Source organism: Myxococcus faecalis (assembly GCF_050039385.1).
GTDB lineage: Bacteria > Myxococcota > Myxococcia > Myxococcales > Myxococcaceae > Myxococcus > Myxococcus fulvus.
Map to the genome: position 1 here is coordinate 1,877,442 of NZ_CP144336.1, position 21,705 is coordinate 1,899,146.

Below are 21,705 nucleotides of genomic sequence, written 5' to 3' on the forward strand. Positions count from 1 at the left end.
GCTACAGCCAGCACGCGTTCTCGACGCAGCGCTCGCCCGCGGGGCACTCGCAGTTGGCCACACAGGCCTGGCCACTGCCGCGGTTGACGGGCTTGCACACGCCGTCGGTGCACGCGTGGTTCTCCGGGCACTCGCAGTTGGCGCGGCAGACGTTGCTGGAGCCCGCGTCGGGAGGCGGAGGCGTGGGCGCGCGGCAGGAGCCGTTGGTGCAGACCTGACCGGAGGGGCAGTCGCAGTTGGCGGCGCAGTACGTGCCCGGCCCCGCGTCGGGAGGCGGAGGCGGCGGCTGCGGAGGACGGCAGTAGCCGCTGGTGCAGACCTGACCGGAGGGGCAGTCGCAGTTGGCCATGCACGTCTGGCCCGGCTCCGGCTGCGGCGAGCGGCACTGGCCGTTGGTGCAGACCTGGCCGGAGGGGCAGTCGCAGTTGGCGCGGCACTCACCGCCGTGGGGAATCGGCAGGCAGTAGCCGATCTGGCACGAGTAGTCCTCGGGGCACTGCGTGGTGGACTCGCACTGCGCCCGGCACTGGCCGTCCACGCAGTCCTTGCCATCCCTGCAGTCGTACGCCGAGCGGCACGCGTTCGGGTCCGGCGGACGCGGGCGGCACACGCCCGAGACGCACGCCTCGTCGCCAGAGCAGTTGGAGTCCGTCGAGCAGCCGCGCACGCACTGGTTGTTGATGCAGTAGTTGCCCGCGCCGCAGTCCGCGTTCACCCAGCACGTGGGGCCGGGGCCCGCGTCCGTCACGGGACCACCGTCGATACCACCGTCGGGGCGGGAACCGCCGTCGGGGCGCGACCCGCCATCCGGACGAGGACCACCATCGGGAGTGCCCGCGTCGGGGCGCGGCGTGGAGGAGGGCGTGCAGAAGCCGCCCTCACAGCGACCACTGGGGCACTCGCCGTTGCGGACGCAGGGCTGAGCACAGAAGTTGTCGAGGCAGATCTGCGTGCCGGGACACTCGAGCGAGGAGGAACACCGCTGGGTGCCGGAGCCGACGTCTCGACAGTACCCGCCGACGCACTGCTGACCCGAATCACAGTCGGCGTTGGTGGAGCAGTAGCAGACGTCCTCGTCGTCCATCCAACTGTCGTCGGGCTCGTGGATGATGCAGCCTTGGAGGAAGGCGAACAGCACGAGCAGCGGCGCCAGCAGGCGTCGCAGGGGGTTGTGCCTCATGAGCGGGGACTCCGAGCTACGGGGAACCGGTCCGGCCACCGGGTGGGTTGTCCGGTTTCACCCGCGTTGGACTCCGGGGCGCTGACGGCTGATCAAAAATCTTTTTTGATCGTCCCACGCCGCCGCGGCGACCCAGGGGCACGGAGGTAGTGTGCTGACCTGGACCTTTCACATGGACGGTGGGGCGCTCCTGCAAGGGGGAACCTCGCGGCGGGTCCCGGAGGGAGAGCGTCCAGTGATTCTCCGTGATGCCCAGGCACTGGCGACCGCCGCCTCGCCCGAAGAGCGCCCTGGGCCAGGTCCGGCCATACCTCCCACGTCGGATGAGCCGCAGCTGCGGCTGCTCGTGAGCCGGCTGCAGGACGGGGACCTCACCGCCTTCGAGCGTCTCTATGAACTGACGAAGGTGGACGCGGCGCGCACCTTGCGGCACCTGGTGGGCAATCGCGTGGACGTGGAGGACCTGCTCCAGGAGACGTACCTGCGGCTGCTCACGGCGGTGAAGGGCTATCGGGGCGAGTCGCGCTTCCGGACGTTCTTCTATCGGGTGTGCTCGAACGTGGCGCTGTCGCATCTGCGGTGGAGGCGCAGGAGGCCGGAGGACTCGGTCGCGGAGCCTCCGGAGTGCGAGTCTTCGGGCGAGGACCCGGAGGCCGCGGCGCAGCGCAGGCAGGCGGCCCGGCTGGTGGAGCTGGCGCTGGAGCGGCTCAAGCCCAAGAAGCGAATCGTCTTCGTGTACTACGAGCTGTGCGGAATGAGCCCGGACGAAATCGCCGAGGCCGTGGGAAGCTCTCCCAACACCGTCCGCAGCCGGCTGCACCACGCGAGATTGGAGTTCAACGAGGCCATGCAGCGACTGCTCGCCACCCGCCGCCCTGGAGGCCCGTATGGCTCACCCTGAGGCAGGCGCGCTGTGGTCGCTGGCGGCCGACGAGCTGAGCGCCGAGGACTCCGCGCGCATCCGGGCGCATCTGTCCGAGTGCCCCGCGTGCGCCGCTCAGTGGGAGCAGGTCCGCACGAGTCGCGCCATGCTGCACGAGGCCCGACAGGTGGAGCCCGTGGTGCGCTGGGACGCGGTCGGCACGGCCCTCAGAGCCAAGGTCGCCGCGAGCACGGAGGCGAAGCGCACGCGGTGGCCGTGGGCGCGGACCGACGCGACCGCGAGCTCGGGGGCACAACGCTCGCGGTGGCCGTGGGCGCGAACCGACGCGACCGCGAGCTCGGGGGCACAACGCTCGCGGTGGCCGTGGGCACGAACCGACGCGACCGCGAGCTCGGGGGCACAACGCTCGCGGTGGCCGTGGGCACGAACCGACGCGGCCGCGAGCACCGGGGCACAGCACGCGCGATGGCCGTGGGCCCTGGCACTCGCGGGGGCCTGTGCGGTGGCGCTCGCGCTCTTCCTCATCAGCATCTCGACGACACGCGGGACGCCCACGAGCGAGGTACTCGCGGGCAAGGCGACGACGTCGGACGAGGCGCTCGCGGGACGGACGACCGTGCCCGCGGGCACGGAACTCGTAGAGCAGACGAGGTCGACAGACGAGGCGCTCGCGGAACAGCCCGGGTCCACGGGCAGCACGACGTCCTCGGAGAGCGCGGTGGAGTCGCTCGCGATGGACGGCACCTTCGCGCGGACCGACAGCGTGCCGGGAGCGGTGCTCAAGGAACAGGGCGGGCAGGAGCGCGAGCTGCGCGCCGGGATGCGATTGCGCTCGGGTGTCGCGGTGAAGACGCCCGCGAAGGCCTCCGCGATGTTGCGGCTCCCGGATGCAAGTCAGGTCCGCGTGTCCGCGGGCTCCGAGGTGGAGCTGTCGAAGGCCGAGCCGAGCGACGTGCACCTCACGGTGCATCAGGGCCGCTTGTCGGTGAAGGCCTCGCACGCCGAGCGGCGCGGCTTCCGCGTGGACGTCGCGGGCCTGCGCGTGTCCGTGGTCGGCACGGTCTTCACCGTGGAGCGCACGGCGCTGGGCGCATCGGTGGCGGTGTCCGAGGGCCGCGTGCGCGTGGAGCTGGAGGGACAGCCCGCGCGCATGGTGGGCGCTGGCGAGCGCGTCGAGCTGCGCTCCCACGACCAGGCCCTGAAGCAGGAGAAGTTGTCCCAACCGGACCGCGAAGCGCTGGAGGTGTTCGAGCGTCCGACCGAGTCCTCGACCCAGGATGTCGGCACCACGGTGCCCACCGCCGCGAACCCTCCCGCGCGAGCGCAGGACGTGTTGCCCGCGGTGGCCCACGCGCCGCAGGCTCCGAGCACGGTGAAGTCCGCCGTCGCGACGGCGCCGGTGATGAAGGCGCAATCGAAGAAGCTCGTGGTCGCATCCCTCTCGCCTCAACGCGAGAGCCCCCCTGCGCCCGAGCTGCCCGACACCGTGGCCGTGCCGCCCGACACCGAGGACGCGCCCCAGGCAGAGCCTCCCGCCACCGTCGCCACGACCCAGCCGCCGTCCTCTCCCCTCGATCCGTCGCAGGACTTCGCGCCCTACCCGGCCCCCTCGGTGACGGAGCGCATGACGCCGCCACGCGCGCCCGCCACTGCACCCTCGCAGCCCACGAAGGTGGCGGAGGCCACGCCACCGAAGAAGGATGACCACAATCCCCAGGCGCTCCTGTCAAAGGACGCGGACGAGCGGTTCCTCGGGTATGCGCGGCTCCAGCTCAGTCAGCGCAGCTGTGAGAACTACCTCGCCGGCCTGGAGGAGATCGCCGACAAGAGCCCGCGCAAGAAACACCGCGAACAGGCGCGATACCTGCGCGCGCGCTGCTTCGAACAGCGACTCCAGGGACAGGACGCGAAGCTCGAGTACCGTCAGTACCTGAAGGAGTTCCCGCGAGGCCGCTACGTGCGCGAGGCGGGCGCGGCCATCCTGCCGTAGCCCCGCGCACCCGGGGCGCTCCATCGCCAACAAAACCAGACACCCGAGGCGCTGTCGTCGCGCCCCCGTCTGATTGAAATCAACCGCCGTCCCGCGTCAGCCCTCGGTGCCGGTGCGCTGCTTCACGCGCTTCATCGGCTCGCTCGCCTGGCCTCGCTCCACCAGCACGCGCAGCACGGACTCCAGCGCGCGGATGCGCGTGCCCGCGCGTCCCGGAGCCCAGCGCGGCACGTCCGGCCCCGAGAGCAGCTCCATCGCGTGCTCCACCCCGCCCGCCTTGCCCTCCAGCGCGCGCGCCGTGGCCAGCCGCACGTTCCTCGCGGGCCTGCGCGCCACCCCACCCTCCCACAAGAGGTCGAGCGCGAACGTCGTCCACACCGCCAGCTCATCGTCCGGACGCAGGAACTGCTCGAACCGCGCCAGCGCCGCGGCCCGAGTCTCGCCCGCGCGCAGCACCTCTTCCGACAGCTCCACGTGCAGCGTCGTGCTGCGAGCCAGCGGCCGCTCCGGCGCGATGATGGCCTCGAAGCGCTCTCCCGAAGCGGGGCGACACGCCACCACGTGCACCAGCTCGGCCGGGATGTCCGCGCCCGTCGGGTGCGCGTTGGCCTCGCCGTAGAACACCACCAGGTTCTCGAAGGCCTGCGCCAGCGAGCGCAGCTCGAACGGCGGACGCCACGGGCCGTAGTGGATGCGGCGGCGATTGGGCGAGGTCCGCGTCGCCTGACGTCCCAGCTGCGTGTCGACCATGTACTCGAACGCGCGCAGCATCGTGTCGAACTTCTCCGGCTGCCCCTCGAGCAGCCCGAGAATCTCCACCACCGCCTCGATGGTGGACACACAGTGGTCCGCCGGCTCCGCGCGGATGCGGTAGTTGCTCGGACGCCGAGGCACGAAGCCGATGCGCGGCAGCCCCGCGAGCACGGGGTTGCGCGACACGACCTTCTTCGCCTGCGGCCACGTCCCGTCCACGACGATGAGCGTCTTCGGCGGCCGCGCGCGCGCATCCTCCACGGAGATGGCGTCCTCGCCCGGGAAGAGCACCGCGACGGAGTCCGGGTCCTTCGCCAGCTCCTCCAAGCGGGAGTGGCCCGTGAAGTCGACGCCCTGATGAATCTCGGAGTTGGCCAGCGCCAGGTGCGCCATGCGCGCGGTGCCGATGGCCACGCGGCGCTCACGGGGGTGCTGGAGGAAGACGACGCGGGTGCGCGTGTCCAGCCGGGGCGGCAGTTGCGAGCAGTAGCAAGCGCTCTCGGGGCGGTGGCAGCGAAGACAAAGGGAACGCACAGCCCGGCTTTACGGCACGGCCCGGAACCGGGCAAGCACTGCCGGTGCAGGGGCCCGCCGCCAGCCAGGGCGCCAGGCGCTCCCGGGGGAAGAACCCACCCACGCCCCCGCCAGCCGGGGTACACAGGCCCCCCGTGAACCTGCTGCTGCTCTTCGACGAGGACTTCCTGCCGGACGGCACCGCCCGGCTCACCGGCCGCCGCGCCCAGCACGCCCGGGAGGTGCTGCGCGCCGAGCCCGGTGAGTCCCTGCGCGTGGGGCGCCTGGGCGGCCTGACGGGCTCGGGCGAGGTGCTGGAGAACAGCCCCGGCGTCCTCCACCTGCGCGTGTCCCTCACCGAGCCCCCTCCGCCCCGTGCGGGCATCGACCTGCTGCTCGCCATCCCCCGCCCCAAGGCCCTCAAGAAGGTCCTCCCGGCCGTGGCCTCGCTGGGCGTGGACCGCATCGTCCTGGTCAACGCCGCCCGCGTGGAGAAGAGCTACTTCGACTCCAAGGTGCTCGACGGCGCGTTCGTGAGGGACCTGCTCCTTCAAGGCCTGGAGCAGGCACGCGACACCCGCCTGCCCGAGGTCCTGGTCCGCGAGCGCTTCCGCCCCTTCGTCGAGGACGAGCTCGACAGCGTCTTCCCCACCGGCGCCGTCCGCCTGCTCCCCCACCCTCCGGCGACGCAGCCCCTGCGTCAGGTGGCCGCGGCTCCCGGCCAACGCTCCGTGCTCGCCATCGGCCCCGACGGAGGTTGGGTGTCGTTCGAGGCCCAATTGTTGGAATCCCACGGCTTCCGCCCCTTCTCGCTCGGGCCGCGCATCCTCCGGGTGGAGACGGCGGTTCCCGTGCTCGTCGGGCAAGTAGCCCTTCTCGGGGAAGACACTGCTGCGCGTCACGATGCAGGTGGCACTTGAAGGGGGTGGGCCGCTGGCCGAGAGTTATCGGCCATGGCCACGTCCATCCCTTCGTCCTCGGTCGCTTCCGACAGCACGCAGCCCGCGGTCGGTGAGCAGCAGTCCCTCGTCACGTCGGAGCCGCAGGCTCCAGCGGCGAAGCCCGCGAGCCACGACTCGCTGCCGCCCCAGGCGCTGCTCGACTTCATGCTCGAGAAGTGGAAGCCCGCGTCGGGGAAGCTGCCGCCGAAGATCAAGTACGCGGAGTCCTTCAAGGCCCGTCGCAAGGCGCTGTCGCAGGCGTTCCCTGGCGAGACGCTTGTCATCCCCACCGGCCACGAGAAGGTGCGCGCGAACGACACGTACTACCGCTTCCGCCCGGGCACGGACTTCTACTACCTCACCGGCAACATGGAGGCGGACTGCGTGCTGGTGCTGGAGCCGAAGGAGGGCGGCGGCCACACGGACATCCTCTTCGTGGAGCCCAACCCGGGCCGCTCGGACGCGACGTTCTTCACGGACCGGGTGAAGGGCGAGCTGTGGGTGGGCCCGCGCCTGGGCGTGCCGGAGAGCCGCGCGCGACATGACGTCGACGAGGCGCGCGGGCTCGACACGCTGAACACGTACCTCAAGGGCCTGAAGGGCTCGGCGAAGTCCACGCGCGTGTTGCGCGGACACTCGGCCAAGGTGGACGCGGAGGTGGCGGAGGGCGGCGAGCGCGACAAGGCGCTGGCCACGTTCCTGTCGGAGATGCGGCTCATCAAGGACGCGCAGGAGCTGCGCGAGCTGCAGATCTCCATCGACGCCACGCAGCGCGGCTTCGAGGACGTCATCCGCAGCCTGAAGGTGGCGAAGACGGAGCGCTACGTGGAGGGCATCTTCAACCTGCGCGCGCGGGTGGAGGGCAACGACACGGGCTACAACAGCATCGTCGCCAGCGGCTCTCACGCGTGCGTGCTGCACTGGAACCGCAATGACGGTCCGCTCGTCCCCGGGGACCTGCTCCTGCTGGACGCGGGCGTCGAGGGCCACACGCTCTACACGGCGGACATCACGCGCACGCTGCCGATCAACGGCCGCTTCTCGCCGGAGCAGAAGGCCATCTACGAGCTGGTGTACGCGTCGCAGGAGGCCGCGTTCGCGGCGGTGAAGCCGGGCAACGACTTCATGGAGCCCAACCGCGCCGCCATGCGCGTCTTGGCCGAGGGCCTGGAGAAGCTGGGCATCCTCGAGGACGCCGAGGAGGCGCTCAAGGACGAGCACCAGTTCTACAAGCGCTACTCGTTGCACAACGTCAGCCACATGTTGGGGCTGGACGTGCATGACTGCGCGCAGGCGCGGCAGGAGGCCTACAAGTACGGGAAGCTGCAGGCGGGCATGGTGCTCACGGTGGAGCCGGGCCTGTACTTCCAGAAGGACGACCTCACGGTGCCCGCGCGCTACCGCGGCATCGGCGTGCGCATCGAGGACGACATCGTCGTCACCGCGCGCGGCTGCAAGGTGCTGTCCGGCAACATCCCGCGCACGGTGAAGGACATCGAGGCGTGGATGAGCGGCGTGTGGAGCGCCGACAAGGCGTCCGCCGCCCCCAAGGGCAAGAAGGCCGCCGCGAAGAAGGCGAAGGCCCCCGCCGCGAAGAAGGCCAAGGCCGGCAAGCGCAAGTAGTCCCGTGTCACGTCCCGGCCCCACCACGAAGCAGGTGCGGGCCGGGAGCTCGGCGCCGTGACCTCGCGGTCGAGCCGCACCGGGCACGAAGTCCTCCGAGGTCCGTATCCACGCGTGCCCGCGTTCCGCTGCGCGGCGTGCTCTCAGGCCACCGGGGCGAAGCGCACCTCGTGCTCCGAGGCCTCCGCCGCCGCGAAGGAGAGCAGGCGCAGCCCCTCCTCCGTGAGCGCCTCGCGGTCCTCGCGAGACAGTCGGGCGAAGGGCGAGACGTGCAGCGTGACGCGCGTCTTCTCCCACTTCAGCTTCCACATGCCGCGCACGAAGCCGTCCACGAGCACCGTCGGACGGATGATGCCGTTGACGGTGAAGACGCGCTTGCGATGCGGCTCGGAGATGACGCGCGCGCGGTCCGAGTGGGACAACAGCAGGTTGTCGAACTCGGGCACGAAGCGCACGGGCACCGGCGAGTCACCGTCGGGCCGGGGCGCGTCGGGGAGGTCGAACAACTCGACGCCCTGCTCGTCACGGAACACGCGAAGCTCGGAGCGCATCCGCTCGAAGACCTCGCCCAGTCGCACGAAGCCGGACCAGTGCTGCATGTCCTTCACGCTGGCGGGACCGAAGGCGCCCAGGTAGCGCCGCACCAATGACTCCAGTGCGAGCGCGGGCTCCAGGGGCGCACCGAGCCACGACGCCGACGGAGTGAACGTCACCTCTCCGCCCACGCCCCAGGTGCCGAACGGAGGCACCGTGACGAGCGACTCGGCGACCCGCACCACGAACGCCAGCGACTGCGCATCCCGCTCCGGCCAGCGAGCCTGGAGACGCCGCCCCAGTTCCACCGAGCTCAGGGGCTCACGCGAGAGGAGCCGACGTCCCTCGGCGAGCAGCGCATCCATGTCCAGCCCCGCGAGCTCTCGCGGATACGCGCTGTGATTGAACATCCGGTCCAACACGGGCTGGAGCGCGGGGCGCAGCGACTGGTAGTCCCGCGCGGTGACCAGGTGCTGCGTGGAGCGCAGCAGCGTCGCCCGAACCACTTCCCGTTGCTCGTAGCGTCGGGTGAGGTCCTCGAGCTGGAAGTCCTCCATCCGCGTCCACAGGCCCAGATACGGCGCGTTGCCAGCCTGGGCCTGGAGCCCCACCAGGTGCTCGAGAACATGGGGCACGGACTCACGGGTCCGTCGCAGCAGGAACTGGCGCGCGAGCAGCGCCCGGTTCAGCTCACGCTTCGTCAATACGGGCGTCGGTGCCGCCTTCGCACCGCTCCGCGTCGCGGAGGAGGAACGCTTGCGAGGTGTCGTCACGGCGGCCTCCTGGGCACCCCGAAGCACCGAGCCCCGCCGGGGACGCGCCCCGTCTCCCTTCGAGCGTTGCGCGTCCACGGGCACGAAGGGAAACGGCAGGAACATCAGGGGAATGGGAATCATGGGGCGTGGGTCCTCGCGAGTCCGGGACAGCTCGACGGCTTCGTGAGACGCACCATGACGACCGGGCGTGACAGCTATATGTCAGGTATGTAGGCCCCCGGACACACGCCTCAAGGCGTCGGAGCGGGAGCCACCTGAGGAGGCACCTCGTCGGCCGGAGCCGGAGCCGCCCCGGGCACCGTCCCACCCGAGGGCGCGGCCGGCGTCTTCCGCGTCTTCTCCCACTCCTCGGTGGACAGCGGGAGGACCTCCTTCAGCGTGGAGTACTTCACCTCCAGCTCACGCGGGTCCGTACGCGTGTCCGCCCCCGCGGAGAAGGACAGGCGATTGATTTCGTGCCCGTCCTCCGTCTCCAGCACCACCCGCCAGTTGCCGGGCTTCAGGTTGGAGGTCGTCGCATAGTAGCGATAGCCGCCGTCCGTCCCGTTGCTGCTCACGTTGGCGACGAAGCCGCTGCCGTTCGTCGTCCACCCCTTCTCCGGGTGGTCGTAGTACCAGCGCACGCGCACCTTGTAGGGCGCGAAGTTCTTCGGCGCGAAGATGCGGAAGAAGTAATACGGCTTGTCGCCGGGGCGGATGACGAAGTCCGGACCGAACCACGTCCACGGCTTGTACCAGACCGAGTCATCCACCGAGGTCAGCTGGTACACGCCCGGGCTGACGCGCTTCACGTCGTGGAAGATGCCCGAGTACTGCACCGCCAGCGGGATGGGCGGGATGATGCCCACCAGGTAGCAGGCCAGCAGCGCCGCCTGCACCCCGAAGCCCGGCACCGCCACGTTGCGCACCAGGTACTGCATGTCCGGACGCCAGCGCGCCATCAGCCGCATCAGCCCGTACATGCTCGCGCAGCCCAGCGTCACCGCCAGCAGGAACACCCAGAAGCCGATGCGCCCGATGAGCACGGGCAGCAGGCACGCGAAGTACATCGTCACGCACAGGCTCAGCAGCGAGACGCGCACCACCGGGCCCATCTTGCGGAACAGCGGCAGCTCGTTGGCCACCAGCAGCGCGAACATGCCGACGACGAAGAGGTAGGGCGTGAAGCCCGACGTGCTCTTGAACAAGAGCAGCATGAAGACGCTGAGCAGGCTGCCGAAGAAGAAGTGGATGGCGTCCTCGCGCCAGCGCCACACCTTCTCCAACAGCTTCGGCGGCTCCGTGCCCTCCGGGTAGCGCTGCTCGAGCAGGAGCAGCGTCGCCAGGATGACCAGGTACCCGAAGCTCTGCACCAGCGTCAGCTTGTCGTCGATGCGGCTGAGCGAGACGATGTCGTAGAGGAAGCCGCCGAAGAAGAACGCGGCCATCTCCCACTTCTCGTGCCGCGTGCGGAACGCCTGCACCTTCTCCATCAGCGTGGGCGTCTTCGCCGTGGCCACCAGGTCATCGGGGTCCACCGCGACGGGCACGACGACACCCGGGGCGGCCTCCGTCACGACGACGTTGGCGGGGACGACGGCCTCCGGCGTCGGGGCACCCGACGGCTCGGAGGTCTCTTCGTTCTTCTGGGAGGTGTTGGGCGGAGTAGCGGTGACCACGGTGTTTCCTCGCGGTAGCGACCGCCCATTCTAGCCGCTTCGAGGGGAGCGGGTCTCCCCTCCCCCCGAGGCCCCCGGCTCAGGCCGGGGACTTGCCCGCGACCAGGTCCGCCAGCTCGCCGCTCTCGGCCAGGCCCGACAGGATGTCGACGCCGCCGACGAACTGCCCCTTGATGAAGATCTGCGGAATGGTGGGCCAGTTCGTGTAGTCCTTGATGCCCTGGCGCACCTCGGGGTCCGCCAGCACGTCCACCGTGAAGACCTCACCGTGGGGCTGCAGCAGCTGCAGCGCCCGCGCGGAGAAGCCGCACTGGGGGAACAGGGCGTTGCCCTTCATGAAGAGGACGATGGGGTGCGACTGGGTAATCTGGTCGAACCGGGCCTTGAGGTCGGGGTTCATGGGGTGTCTCCTTAGCGGTTCCCGAGCTTCTTCCACTGCTCGGGTGAATAGGTCTTGAGCGCGAGCGCGTGCAGCTCGCCCGACTTGAGCCACTGCTGGAGCGGCGCATACACGAGCTGGTGCTGCTGCACCATCATCTTGCCAGCGAAGTCCGGGCTGACGACGCGGGCCTCGAAGTGGTCCCCCGTCCCGGTGGTGTCATGCACCTCCACCTCGGAGCCCGGCAGGGCCTCCAGGATGCGGCTGCGGACGAATTCTGCGTCGAGCATCAGTTCATTCCCCTTCCCATCACCAGCATGGCCGGGTCCACGCCCATGCCACGCAACGTGGTCTCCCACAACTTGCCGGGCTCCAGGCCCAGCACCGCCTCGCTCGAGGCCTCCGTGAAGAGCCACGAGCCGGCGGCGATCTCACTCTCCAACTGCTTGGGTCCCCAGCCCGCATACCCCAGGCAGAAGCGCAGCCGGGGCGCGCTTCGCTCCAGGAGCGGCCCCAGCGCGTCCAGCGTCACGCTGAGGAACAGGCCCGGCAGGACGGAGTGCTTCTCCAGCACCCCGCCATCGTCGTGCAGCACGAAGCCACGCTGGGGCTCCACCGGCCCCCCCAGGTACACGGGGTGGGTGGAGCGGTCCTCGTGGATGTCGAGCTTCTGACCGCGGGCCAGCTCGCCCAGCGTCAAGGGCGCGCCCCGGTTGACGACGAGCCCCATGGAGCCGGACTCACCGTGTTCGATCATCAAGACGACCGAGCGGTAGAAGTTCGGGTCCCCGAGCTGAGGCATGGCCAGCAGGAAGCCGGGAGCGAGGTTCTTCACGAGACGAGCATCAACCGTTCGAGCGAGCGGTGCAACCGGCAACCGCCCTGGGAAGACGGGTGCCGGGCGCCCCTCGCTCAGTGCCAGCTGGTGTGCTTCGACTGGAGCGCCTCGGACAGGCGCTCGGGGTTGAGCGGCTTGCCGATGAACAGGTCCGCGCCCAGGCCCTTGCACTTGCGCGCCATGGCGGAGTCGCTCATCGCGCTCACGCCGATGAGCACGGCCTGGGGGAAGCGCTCACGGAGCCGTGACATCAGCGTGGCGCCGCTGCGGCCAGGGAGGAACACGTCGACGATGGCCGCGTCCATGCGCTTGTTGCGCACGGCGAACTCCGCCTCCTCGGCGCTGCCCACGGGCAGGGGCTCGTAGCCCCAGCCGGCCAGCATCTCCACGAGGATTTCGCGGTGGGACGGGTCGTCCTCCACGACGAGCACCGCGCTGCGCACGGGCTCCACCTTCAGCTCGTCACTGCGCTCGGTGCGCTCCTTCGCGTCGGGGCCGAGCACGGGGATCAACTCTTCAGTGGTGGGCAGGGACATGAGGGCACCGGTTGGGCAAAAGGTTTCCGTGTGATGGGAACCCACATGTCCTCGGTGGGAATTCCAAGCGGACACGCCCACGGCGCCTGCTCTTCAGGAGGCCTTGCGAGGGCCCGCCGAGAGCGCCTGGGAGGCGAGCGACGCGCCGAGCACCAGCATCACCAACAGCGCCCAGGCGGGGAGCACCACGCGCGCGCCGCCCTCGTAGATGAGGGCGGCGTAGCTGGTGCCCAGGTAGCGGCCCAGGGACATCGGCTCCATGCGAGCGATGCCGAAGAAGCTGACGGTGGATTCGGTGAGGATGGCGGTGGGCAGGCGGCTCAGGAACACGGCGAGCGCGAAGGGCCGGAGCGCGGGCCACAGGTGGACACGCAGGACATGAGCGCCGCCACCACCGAGCGCGCGCGCCGCGGCGACGTACTCCTGTCCCTCCAGCGTGGCCAGCCGGTTGCGGAACATCCGCGCGGGCCCGGCCCACCCCACCAGCGCGAGCGACATGACCATCAATCCGAAGGGCCCCAGTCCACCGCCGAGCCCCGCGTCCGCGAGCGACTGGCCGGCGAGCTGGAGCACCATCACCACGAGCACATCGGGCAGCGCGAAGACCGCGTCCACGCCGCGCAGGAGGACCTGTTCCCACACGCCGCCGAGAAGCCGCGCCACCGCGGCGACGACGAGGCCGATGAGCGTGGAGAGCCCTCCGGCGCACAGGCCCACGGCCAGGGAGACCCAGAGGCCGCCGAAGGCCAGCTCGCACACGGTGCGGTCCGGACGCGTCGGGTCCACGCCCAGAGGACACGTGTTCGCGAGCACGTCCGGGAACAGCCGTCCGGCGACGAGGCTGAGGACGCCGAGCCCGACGAGGAGCACGAGTCCGACGCGGGCGCGCGCGGGGATGCGGTTCATGCGCGGGCCCTCCGAGGGAGCATGTCGCCATGAGCCCGAAGCCTGTCCGACGCGTCGCGAGGGCCTGGACCGAGTGCAGTGCGCTGAGCCCCGGACCGGAGGCTCATGCGCGACCCGAGCGAAGACGCCCCGCCACCGACGCACGACGTACACCCGACACGCTCCACATCACGAGGTGAGGCGAGGCCGAAGGGCGAGCCACGAGACGCATCCCGCCCCGCAGGCTCATGGCGCGAACCCGCGGAAGACACCTGAGACCCGGCGCGAAGCACTCCCGACAGCGTCGAGGGCTCGTGGCCACATAGGTCTGGCGGGTGGGCAGCGGGATGAATCCTCGACAGGAGGCTCATGCGCGGGCCTCACGCGAGCGCGGGTCCACGACGTAGCGGGCCACCTCCACCACGAGGCTCACGACGACGAGCAGCGAGGCGAAGGTGGTGGTCGCCACGACGACGACGGCGACCTGCTTGTTGAGCACGGCGAGCACGTAGAGCTGTCCGAAGTAAGGCAGGCCCAACACGCGCTCCGCCGCGAACGAGCCGGCGAGCAGCGCCGTGGCCACGGGCCCCACGGCATCGAGCAGCGAGGGCAGCACATTGGGGAGCACATGACGGCGCAGCACCGTGCCCGGCGACAGGCCCTTGCCCAGCGCGGTGCGCACGTAGTCGCGCGACAGCTCCGTCTCCAGCGAGTCCCCCACCAGCGTGCCCAGGAAGATGCCTGGCCAGATGGACGTGACGAGCGCCGCACACAGCTCCGGCAGCATGTGCCCGCGCTCGACCACCGCGGGCGCGAGCAACAGCGCGGGGATGAACACCGGCGTACCGAAGGCCAGCGCCGGCACGACGTCACCCAGGGCGGACCACCGCCCTCTTCGCCAACGGGTGCGTACGAGCGCGAAGCCCAGCGCCCACGTCAGCGCCAGGGGAAGCGCGAGCATCCCCACGCCGACGCTGCCCGACAGCTTGCGAGCCAGCTCATCGCCGGTGATGCCCTGCGCGCTCGTGCCCAGTCGCTCACCGCGCCACAGCTTCTCCCAGGGACGCAGGAAGCCGAGCGGCTCACCGAGGCCGAGGTCCCGGCGATACGACGCCATCAGCTCCGGAGACGCCTGCCGCTTCGCATCGCTCTCCGTGGTGAGCGGCAACATGGCCATGAGGAAGTACGAGGCCACCGCGACCACGGGCACCAGCACGAGCTGCCGCGCGAGCTTCTGGACCACGGCCATCATCGCGCCACCTCGCCGAGCACCGACGAGGACTCCCGCGCAAGAGGCACCAGCATCCCATCAAGCGAAGGAGCCGGCCCCTCACCTCGACGCACCGGCCCGGAGGCGAACCTCCGCGGCAACAGGGCGAGCTTCTGGACCACGGCCATCATCGCGCCACCTCGGTCTGCTCCGGCGTGGGCGCGGACCTGCGCAGCGTGCGCAGGGCCAGGAAGTTGAACGGGTCCACATCCAGGCCCCGCAGCGTGTCACGCGCCCGAAAGTAGCGGTCCGGGTGGTACAGCGGCGCAATCACCGCCTGCTCCCCCACCAGCACCTCCTGCGCCTGCACATACATCGTCCGCGCGCGCGCCTCGTCCGCCTCGCCGTCCCCGGCCTCCAGCAGCCGCTCGAAGCGCGCCATGGGCTCGCCACCGCCCTGCGTCTCCCAGCCCGTCTGGTGATTGCCCGAGCGCTCGAAGAGCGTGAAGAACGTGTTCGGGTGCGCGTAGTCCCCGCCCAACCGCCGCAGGTACAAGTCATACGCGCGAGGCCCCTTGGCCGTGCGCCGCGAAATCTCCGCCGTGAAGTCGGACCTCGCCTCCAGCTCCACCTTCACGCCCACCCGCGCGAGCTGCGCCGCCACGCGCTCGGCGATGGCCACCTCCGGCACGAAGTTGTCCCCCGAGCGGTACACCAGCCTCAACGGCCGCTCCAACCCGGCCACCGACGCCAGCTCCGCCTTCGCGCGCTCGGGCTCGTAGTGCGGCAGCCGCAACGCCTCCTCGGCCGACGCAGCCCCCGGCAGCTCCGGAGGCAGCAACACATGCGAGGGCCGCGCGGCCGGCAGCAACCCGACCATCAACGCCTCCCGATCCAACGCCCGGGACAGCGCACGCCGGACCTCCGGCCTGTCCAGCGGCGCGCGCTCCGTGTTGAACGCCAGGTAGTACGTCGACAATAGCGGCTCGCGCTGGAGGTCCTCGGGCCGCTTCACGCGCAGCGCCGCCGCGCTGTCCACGAAGACGAAGTCCACCCGGCCCCGCTCGTACAGCGCCGGTCCAATCTCCGACTTCATCAACGTGATGACGGGCACGGGCACCTCGCCCGGAGCCATGGGCGGAGGGAACGCCGAGCGCGGGTTGTAGATCAACCGCACCCGCTCCCCTGCCCTGTCCCAGCTCTCCACCCGATAAGGCCCCAAGGCCAACGGGCGCCCATCACGAGGCCGGTCGAAGTAATCACGGACCTCCTCATCCGAGCGCCCGTCCAGGTCCGCGGAGGGCGCCGGGTAGAAGATGTAGACGTTCGCGATGCGCGCCAGGAAGTAGCTGCGCGGATGCGCCAGCGTCACCCGGAGCGTCCGAGCGTCCACCGCCTCCACGCCCACGCGCTCCAGCGCCGCGCGGATGTCCGCCTCGGGCGCCATGCGGTCCTGCAGCGCCAGCACCTCCGACGCGCCCTCCAGGTCCGCCATCTCCCCGCGCTCCCGCCCCCGCAGCGCGCGCCGCCACCCCACGACGAAGTCCCGCGCCACGAGCGGCGAGCCATCCGACCACCGCACGTCCCCGCGCAGATGGAAAACATAGACCTCGCGCCCCTGCTCGTCGCGAGAGCGCTCCCACCGCTCCGCCAGCCCCGGTCGCACCGAGTGGTCCGCGCCCAGCAACGTCAGCCCCTTCTGCGTCGCGAGCATCACCGGGTAGTTCGCCCAGCTCTCGGGGTCCGAATGGCTCCAATCCAGCGTGGTGGGCATCGCGGGCACCACCACCTTGACGCCCGACTCCGGCTGGAAGCCACACGGCCCGCAGGCCCCGGTCACCCAGGCCAGCAACAGACACCACCAGGCGAGTCGAGCGCGAGGAGCCACCGGGCCACGTTGTACCCCGAAGCCAGGGACGCCCGGCAACAGAAGCCAGACGCCCCGTCTGCCCGCTGGAAAAGAGAGAAGCCAGGAGCCCGGCGACCTCGCGGGTCGACGGACGTCCTGGCTTCGAGCACGTCAAGGAGGGCCGAAGCCCTCCCCTGTCAGTCCCGCTACGCCGGAGCCGGGGCCGGAGCCGACGGCGCCTCGGCCGCCGTGGGGCTCTTGAGCCCATCCGTGCTCGGCTTGCCGCGGCCGAACTCCTCGGGCTTCTCCAGCACCAGCGCCTCGCGCAGCACGTCGTCCACGAACTCCACCGGGACGATGCGCAGCTGCTTGCGAATCTTCAGCGGGATGTCCTTCAGGTCCTTCTTGTTCGCCTTCGGGATGAGGACCGTCTTGATGCCCGCGCGGTGCGCGGCCAGCGTCTTCTCCTTCAGGCCGCCGATGGGCAGCACCCGCCCACGCAGCGTGATTTCACCCGTCATCGCCACATCCCGACGGATGAGGACGCGCGTGAGCGCGCTCACCAGCGCCGTGCAGATGGTGACGCCCGCGGAGGGGCCATCCTTGGGAATCGCGCCCTCGGGCAGGTGCACGTGGATGTCGTAGTTCTCGAACACCTTGCGGTCGATGCCGAAGCGGTCCGCCCGGCTGCGCACGTACGACATGGCCGCCTGCGCGGACTCCTGCATCACCTCGCCCAGCTTGCCGGTGATGATGAGCTTGCCCTTGCCCGGCATCACGGTGGCCTCGGTGGTGAGGATCTCTCCTCCCAGCTCCGTCCACGCCAGACCCGTGACGATGCCCACCTGGTCCTCGCGCTCCGCCACGCCGTAGCGGTAGCGCGGCGTGCCCAGGAACTTCATCGCCGTCTTGCGGTCCACCTCGATGTCCCGCTTGCCGTTCTTCAGCACGTCGCGGGCAATCTTGCGGAACACGCCGCCAATCTCACGCTCGAGCGAACGAACGCCGGACTCGCGCGTGTAGCGGTGGATGATGGTCCGCAGCGCCTCGTGGCTGAAGTCCACCTTCACGTCCGTCAGCCCGTTGGCCTCCTGCTCCTTCGGGATGAGGTAGCGCCGGGCGATGGAGAGCTTCTCCGGCTCGGTGTACCCCGCGATGCGAATCACCTCCATGCGGTCCTGCAGCGGACCGGGGATGTTGTGCATCGTGTTCGCGGTGCAGATGAACATCACCTTGGACAAATCGTAGTCGAGGTCCAGGTAGTGGTCGTTGAAGTTGTGGTTCTGCTCGGGGTCCAGCACCTCCAGCAGCGCCGCGCTCGGGTCGCCTCGGAAGTCCGTGGACATCTTGTCGATTTCGTCGAGTAGGAAGACCGGGTTGTTGCTGCCCGCCTTCTTCAGCGACTGGATGAGCTTGCCCGGCATCGCGCCGATGTACGTGCGACGGTGGCCGCGAATCTCCGCCTCGTCACGCACGCCGCCCAGGGACAGGCGCACGAACTTGCGGCCCGTGGCCCGCGCAATCGAACGCGCCAGCGACGTCTTGCCCACGCCCGGAGGTCCCACGAAGCACAGCACGGGGCCCTTGAGCTTCTTCACCAGCTGCTGCACGGCCAGGTACTCGAGGATGCGCTCCTTCGGCTTCTTCAAGCCGTAGTGGTCCTCGTTGAGCACCGTCTCCGCTTCCGTCACGTCCAGCCGGTCCTGGGTCTCGTCGTACCAGGGAAGGCTGATGATCCAGTCGATGTAGTTGCGGACGACCGTGGCCTCGGCGCTCATCGGGCTCATCATCCGGAGCTTCTTGAGCTCCTTCTTGACCTTGAGCGTGGCCTCCTTGCTCATCCGCTTGTTCTTCAGCTTCTCTTCAATCTCCTGGATCTCGTTCTTGAACTCGTCGCGCTCACCCAGCTCCTTCTGAATGGCCTGCATCTGCTCATTCAGGTAGTACTCCTTCTGGGTCTTCTCCATCTGCTTCTTGACGCGGGTGCGGATCTTCTTCTCCACCTGGAGAATCTCGATCTCCCCCTGCATCAGCTCGTAGAGCTTCTCCAGCCGCTTCGCGGGAGACTCGGTCTCGAGCAGCGCCTGCTTGTCGTTCAGCTTCAGCGACAGGTGCGCGACGATGGTGTCGGCGAGCCGCGCCGGGTCATCGATGCTGGCCACCTGCATCAGCATCTCGGGTGGAATCCGCTTGTTGAGCTTGACGAAGGCCTCGAACACGGAGTGCACGGAGCGCACGAGCGCCTCCAGCTCCACGCTCTTCTCCGTCTGCTCCTCCACCTCCTCCACCTCCACCATGAAGAAGGCGTCGTTCGGGTGGAACTTCTTCACCTTCGCGCGCTTCACCCCTTCCACCAGCACCTTCACGGTGCCGTCCGGCAAGGGCAGCAGCTGGATGACGTGCCCCATGGTGCCGAAGTGGAAGATGTCGTCGGGAGAGGGGTCGTTCGTCTTGGCCTTCTTCTGGGCGGCCAGCAGGATGACGGCCTTGTCGTCCGGCCCCTTGTGAGCCATCGCGTCCTTCAACGCGGCGATGGACTTCTCCCGGCCGACGAACAGCGGAACCACCATGTGCGGGAACACGATGATGTCCCGAAGGGGCAAGAGCGGGACGGTGAGTCCCCGCTTCTGGGCTTCCTTCTTGTCGTCACGTCCGAAGAACATGTATCCGCCACCTGCTGGCCTACCGGGAGGGTAGGCCCCTGAAGAGTTGCCCGGTTGCTCGTCCGGCGAGCGCACACCCGGGGTGAAGCACGTCTATAACACGTCGGTTTCAGGCGCCGTTCCCCGCCTCAAGATTGGGGAACCACCTGCTGCCATCAAGGGAACACCCGAAGCTTCCTCGGACGTCCCCTCCCAGTGTCAGCGACCCTGCGCTGCCTCCCCACCCTGTAGCCCACCAACCTCCAACGCCTCGAAAAGGAACGCATACAGGTCCGCGCTGGATTCAATGCTCTTGGCCACCTGGTCCGCGCCACTGTGTCCTGCGTTCATTTCGATGCGCAGCAGCGCCTTGGCCTGGTTGCCCGCCGCCTGCTGCACCGCGGCCACGAACTTGCGAGCGTGCATCGGGTCCACCCGGTCATCGTGGTCCGCGGACATCATGAGCAGCGCCGGGTAGGCCACGCCCGGCTTGACGTGGTGGTAGGGCGAGTAGGCGTGCAGCACCTGGAAGTCCTCGGGCTTCTCCGCCGTCCCGTACTCGGGAATCCACGTCCGGCCGCTCCCGAAGAGGTGGTAGCGCACCATGTCCAGGAGGGGCACCTGGCACACCACCGCCCCGTACAGCTCCGGGCGCTGAGTCATGGCCGCCCCCACCAGGAGCCCGCCGTTGCTGCCGCCCTGGATGGCCAGCTTCTTGGGCTGGGTGTACTTCTCCCGGACCAGGTACTCGGCGGCGGCGTGGAAGTCGTCGAAGACGTTCTGCTTCTTCGCCATGCGGCCCGCCTCGTGCCACTCGGCGCCGTACTCGCCCCCACCCCGCAGGTTGGCCACCGCGTAGACGCCGCCGGCGTCCAGCCAGGGCAGGATGCTGCCGCGGAAGGTGGCCTCCATGTTCACGTTGAAGCCGCCGTACCCGTAGAGCAGCGTGGGCGCGGTGCCGTCGCGCTTCAGGCCCTTCTTGTGCACCAGGAACATGGGCACGCGGGTGCCGTCCTTGGAGGGGTAGAAGACCTGGTCCACCGTGTAGGCCGCCGGGTCCATGGGCACTTCCACCTGCGCCCACAGCGAGGACTCCCCCGTCTTCACGGACGTCTTGTAGACGCGCCGGGGCGTGGTGAAGGACGTGAAGACGAAGTAGGCCTCGTCCTGGTCCTCCAGGCCCGTCAGGTTGGAGGCCGCGCCCACGCCGGGCAGCGCCACCTCGCGCACGGGCTTGCCCTGCAGGGTGGCCACGCGCACGAGCGTCGTCGCGTCCTTCATGTACTCCAGCGCCAGGTGCTCGCCGACGATGTTCACCGTCTGGAGCGCGGCCACCGGGTCCTGCGGAACGATTTCCTTCCACTGCGCGCGCGCGGGCTTCGCCGGGTCCACCTCGAAGACGCGCTGGCGCGGGGCGCCCTCGTCCGTGGTGACGTAGAAGCGGCCCTTCCACGCCTGCACGTTGTACTTGGCGCCCTTGCCCTTCACGAGCAGGCGGAAGTCCTTCTCCCCCGGCCGCTTCCAGTAGATGTCGTTTTCGATCCAGCCCCGCAGGATGGAGACGAACAGGAACTGGCCGTCCCGGCTCAGGTCGCCCTGCAGGAAGGTGGACGGGTCTCCGGTGCGCGGGTGGATCTCCGCGTCCTTGGAGGGCGCGTCGCCCAGCTTGTGGAAGCGCAAGCTGGTGTAGCCCGGGCGCGCGTCCACGGGGATGGAGGGGTCGGTGGGCAGCCACTCGTAATAGAAGCCCTTGCCGTCCGGCGTCCACTTGGGCTGCGCGTACTTGGCGCCCTCGATGACGTCCACCTTGGACCACTCACCCGAGTCCACGTCCACCACGTGCAGCACGGCCTCGTCGGCCGCGTTGGGCTTCTGCGCGAAGACCAGCTTCTTGCCGTCCCACGACGGCGACCACGTGCCCAGGGACACCGAGCCGTCCTGGCTCCAGCCGTTCGGGTCCAGGAGCACCTTCTCCTGCCCCTTCTCGCCGTCGCGCCAGTAGAGGACCGCCTTCTCCTTGTCCTTGTGCGTGCGCACGTAGAAGTAGCGGCCCGCGCGGCGCGCCGGCATGGAGATGGAGTCCACGTAGAACAGCTCGCGGAAGCGCTTCGCCAGCGCGTCACGCACGGGCGACTTCGCCAGCGCCTCGCGCGTCAGCACGTCCTGCGCCTTCATCCACGCCTGGACCTCGGGCGCCTTCTCATCCTCCAGCCAGCGGTAGGCGTCCGGCACCTGCACCCCGTGCAGCGTGTCCACCACCGCGTCCACCCGAGTCGCCGGGTAAGCCATGCGCGCGTGTTCCTCCTGGGCCGGCGCCTCCACGGGCACCTCCCGTTTCGCCGGCGTCGAGCCAGCACAGGCAACGAGCATCAACAAGGCAGGCACGGGGAGCTGTCTCATGGAGCCAGCACATACAGAAACGCCCCCGCCCGTCCCACAAAAACCGTGGGCGACAGGCCGGCGCCACCCCGCCCGCCCTGAACGCGAGGAGCGCGTCGGAGCCGTTGCAGGGCCC

Annotated in this window: 17 protein-coding genes; 4 read left to right on the top strand and 13 right to left on the bottom strand. The window is 69.6% G+C overall.

Annotation, left to right across the window (positions count from 1 at the left end; genetic code table 11):
• Position 1: 1 nt before the first annotated feature.
• Entirely contained in the window at positions 2-1,180 is a 1,179-nt protein-coding gene (locus tag VZQ01_RS07130; RefSeq protein ID WP_223750619.1) for a DUF7107 domain-containing protein, read from the bottom strand.
• A gap of 235 nt (positions 1,181-1,415) precedes the next feature.
• Here VZQ01_RS07130 and VZQ01_RS07135 point away from each other — a divergent pair, with 235 nt between their 5' ends.
• On the top strand, positions 1,416-2,081 hold the full coding sequence (locus VZQ01_RS07135) for an RNA polymerase sigma factor (protein WP_426747312.1): 666 nt from the start codon (positions 1,416-1,418) through the stop codon (positions 2,079-2,081).
• Positions 2,068-4,053: a FecR domain-containing protein gene (locus VZQ01_RS07140; protein WP_426747314.1), complete on the top strand. Its 1,986-nt coding sequence runs from the start codon at positions 2,068-2,070 to the stop codon at positions 4,051-4,053. Before VZQ01_RS07135 ends, VZQ01_RS07140 begins: the two co-directional genes overlap by 14 nt.
• 96 nt (positions 4,054-4,149) lie before the next feature.
• On the opposite strand, the gene VZQ01_RS07145 is transcribed toward VZQ01_RS07140, so the two are convergent.
• Complete coding sequence (locus tag VZQ01_RS07145) at positions 4,150-5,340, bottom strand: tRNA-uridine aminocarboxypropyltransferase (protein WP_223750616.1); 1,191 nt, start codon at positions 5,338-5,340, stop codon at positions 4,150-4,152.
• A gap of 134 nt (positions 5,341-5,474) precedes the next feature.
• On the opposite strand from VZQ01_RS07145, the gene VZQ01_RS07150 reads away from it, so the two are divergent.
• The gene (locus VZQ01_RS07150; RefSeq protein ID WP_426747315.1) at positions 5,475-6,239 is read left to right on the top strand and encodes a 16S rRNA (uracil(1498)-N(3))-methyltransferase; all 765 of its coding nucleotides are present in this window, start codon (positions 5,475-5,477) and stop codon (positions 6,237-6,239) included.
• 33 nt (positions 6,240-6,272) lie between these two features.
• Positions 6,273-7,883 carry an aminopeptidase P family protein gene (locus VZQ01_RS07155; RefSeq protein WP_426747317.1) on the top strand — a complete coding sequence of 537 codons (1,611 nt, stop codon included), beginning with the start codon at positions 6,273-6,275 and terminating at the stop codon, positions 7,881-7,883.
• Positions 7,884-8,026: 143 nt separating this feature from the next.
• On the opposite strand, the gene VZQ01_RS07160 is transcribed toward VZQ01_RS07155, so the two are convergent.
• The 11 genes from VZQ01_RS07160 to VZQ01_RS07210 all read right to left on the bottom strand — a co-directional run bounded on the left by VZQ01_RS07160 (position 8,027) and on the right by VZQ01_RS07210 (position 21,479).
• Complete coding sequence (locus VZQ01_RS07160) at positions 8,027-9,313, bottom strand: winged helix DNA-binding domain-containing protein (protein WP_426747319.1); 1,287 nt, start codon at positions 9,311-9,313, stop codon at positions 8,027-8,029.
• A gap of 110 nt (positions 9,314-9,423) precedes the next feature.
• Entirely contained in the window at positions 9,424-10,851 is a 1,428-nt protein-coding gene (locus tag VZQ01_RS07165) for a DUF2914 domain-containing protein (protein ID WP_426747320.1), read from the bottom strand.
• A 79-nt stretch (positions 10,852-10,930) separates the two neighbouring features.
• Positions 10,931-11,251 (bottom strand): Grx4 family monothiol glutaredoxin, encoded by a 321-nt coding sequence (gene grxD, locus VZQ01_RS07170; protein WP_223750611.1) that lies wholly within the window; start codon positions 11,249-11,251, stop codon positions 10,931-10,933.
• Between the two features lie 11 nt (positions 11,252-11,262).
• A complete protein-coding gene (locus tag VZQ01_RS07175) occupies positions 11,263-11,520 on the bottom strand; it encodes a BolA family protein (protein ID WP_141326072.1) in 258 nt (85 codons plus the stop codon).
• Positions 11,520-12,065 (bottom strand): YqgE/AlgH family protein, encoded by a 546-nt coding sequence (locus tag VZQ01_RS07180; protein WP_223750610.1) that lies wholly within the window; start codon positions 12,063-12,065, stop codon positions 11,520-11,522. The genes VZQ01_RS07175 and VZQ01_RS07180 overlap by 1 nt, the downstream gene beginning before the upstream one ends.
• A gap of 77 nt (positions 12,066-12,142) precedes the next feature.
• On the bottom strand, positions 12,143-12,604 hold the full coding sequence (locus VZQ01_RS07185; RefSeq protein WP_046712197.1) for a response regulator: 462 nt from the start codon (positions 12,602-12,604) through the stop codon (positions 12,143-12,145).
• Positions 12,605-12,697: 93 nt separating this feature from the next.
• Positions 12,698-13,510 (bottom strand): ABC transporter permease subunit, encoded by an 813-nt coding sequence (locus VZQ01_RS07190; RefSeq protein ID WP_426747322.1) that lies wholly within the window; start codon positions 13,508-13,510, stop codon positions 12,698-12,700.
• Positions 13,511-13,856: 346 nt separating this feature from the next.
• Complete coding sequence (locus VZQ01_RS07195; protein ID WP_426747324.1) at positions 13,857-14,741, bottom strand: ABC transporter permease subunit; 885 nt, start codon at positions 14,739-14,741, stop codon at positions 13,857-13,859.
• Positions 14,742-14,886: 145 nt separating this feature from the next.
• Positions 14,887-16,473, bottom strand: coding sequence for a peptide ABC transporter substrate-binding protein (locus tag VZQ01_RS07200; protein WP_426748938.1), 1,587 nt, complete (start codon positions 16,471-16,473; stop codon positions 14,887-14,889).
• A gap of 281 nt (positions 16,474-16,754) precedes the next feature.
• Positions 16,755-19,211 (bottom strand): endopeptidase La, encoded by a 2,457-nt coding sequence (gene lon / locus VZQ01_RS07205; protein ID WP_426747326.1) that lies wholly within the window; start codon positions 19,209-19,211, stop codon positions 16,755-16,757.
• 198 nt (positions 19,212-19,409) lie between these two features.
• Positions 19,410-21,479 (bottom strand): prolyl oligopeptidase family serine peptidase, encoded by a 2,070-nt coding sequence (locus tag VZQ01_RS07210; RefSeq protein WP_223750606.1) that lies wholly within the window; start codon positions 21,477-21,479, stop codon positions 19,410-19,412.
• Positions 21,480-21,705 lie beyond the last annotated feature (226 nt).

Coding starts and splice junctions, on each gene's coding strand:
- VZQ01_RS07130 (WP_223750619.1), bottom strand. CDS start 1,180: ATGAGGCACAACCCCCTGCGACGCCTGCTGGCGCCGCTGCTCGTGCTG.
- VZQ01_RS07140 (WP_426747314.1), top strand. CDS start 2,068: ATGGCTCACCCTGAGGCAGGCGCGCTGTGGTCGCTGGCGGCCGACGAG.
- VZQ01_RS07155 (WP_426747317.1), top strand. CDS start 6,273: ATGGCCACGTCCATCCCTTCGTCCTCGGTCGCTTCCGACAGCACGCAG.
- VZQ01_RS07160 (WP_426747319.1), bottom strand. CDS start 9,313: ATGATTCCCATTCCCCTGATGTTCCTGCCGTTTCCCTTCGTGCCCGTG.
- grxD (WP_223750611.1), bottom strand. CDS start 11,251: ATGAACCCCGACCTCAAGGCCCGGTTCGACCAGATTACCCAGTCGCAC.
- VZQ01_RS07175 (WP_141326072.1), bottom strand. CDS start 11,520: ATGCTCGACGCAGAATTCGTCCGCAGCCGCATCCTGGAGGCCCTGCCG.
- VZQ01_RS07185 (WP_046712197.1), bottom strand. CDS start 12,604: ATGTCCCTGCCCACCACTGAAGAGTTGATCCCCGTGCTCGGCCCCGAC.
- VZQ01_RS07190 (WP_426747322.1), bottom strand. CDS start 13,510: ATGAACCGCATCCCCGCGCGCGCCCGCGTCGGACTCGTGCTCCTCGTC.
- VZQ01_RS07195 (WP_426747324.1), bottom strand. CDS start 14,741: ATGATGGCCGTGGTCCAGAAGCTCGCGCGGCAGCTCGTGCTGGTGCCC.
- VZQ01_RS07200 (WP_426748938.1), bottom strand. CDS start 16,473: ATGCCCACCACGCTGGATTGGAGCCATTCGGACCCCGAGAGCTGGGCG.
- lon (WP_426747326.1), bottom strand. CDS start 19,211: ATGTTCTTCGGACGTGACGACAAGAAGGAAGCCCAGAAGCGGGGACTC.
- VZQ01_RS07210 (WP_223750606.1), bottom strand. CDS start 21,479: ATGGCTTACCCGGCGACTCGGGTGGACGCGGTGGTGGACACGCTGCAC.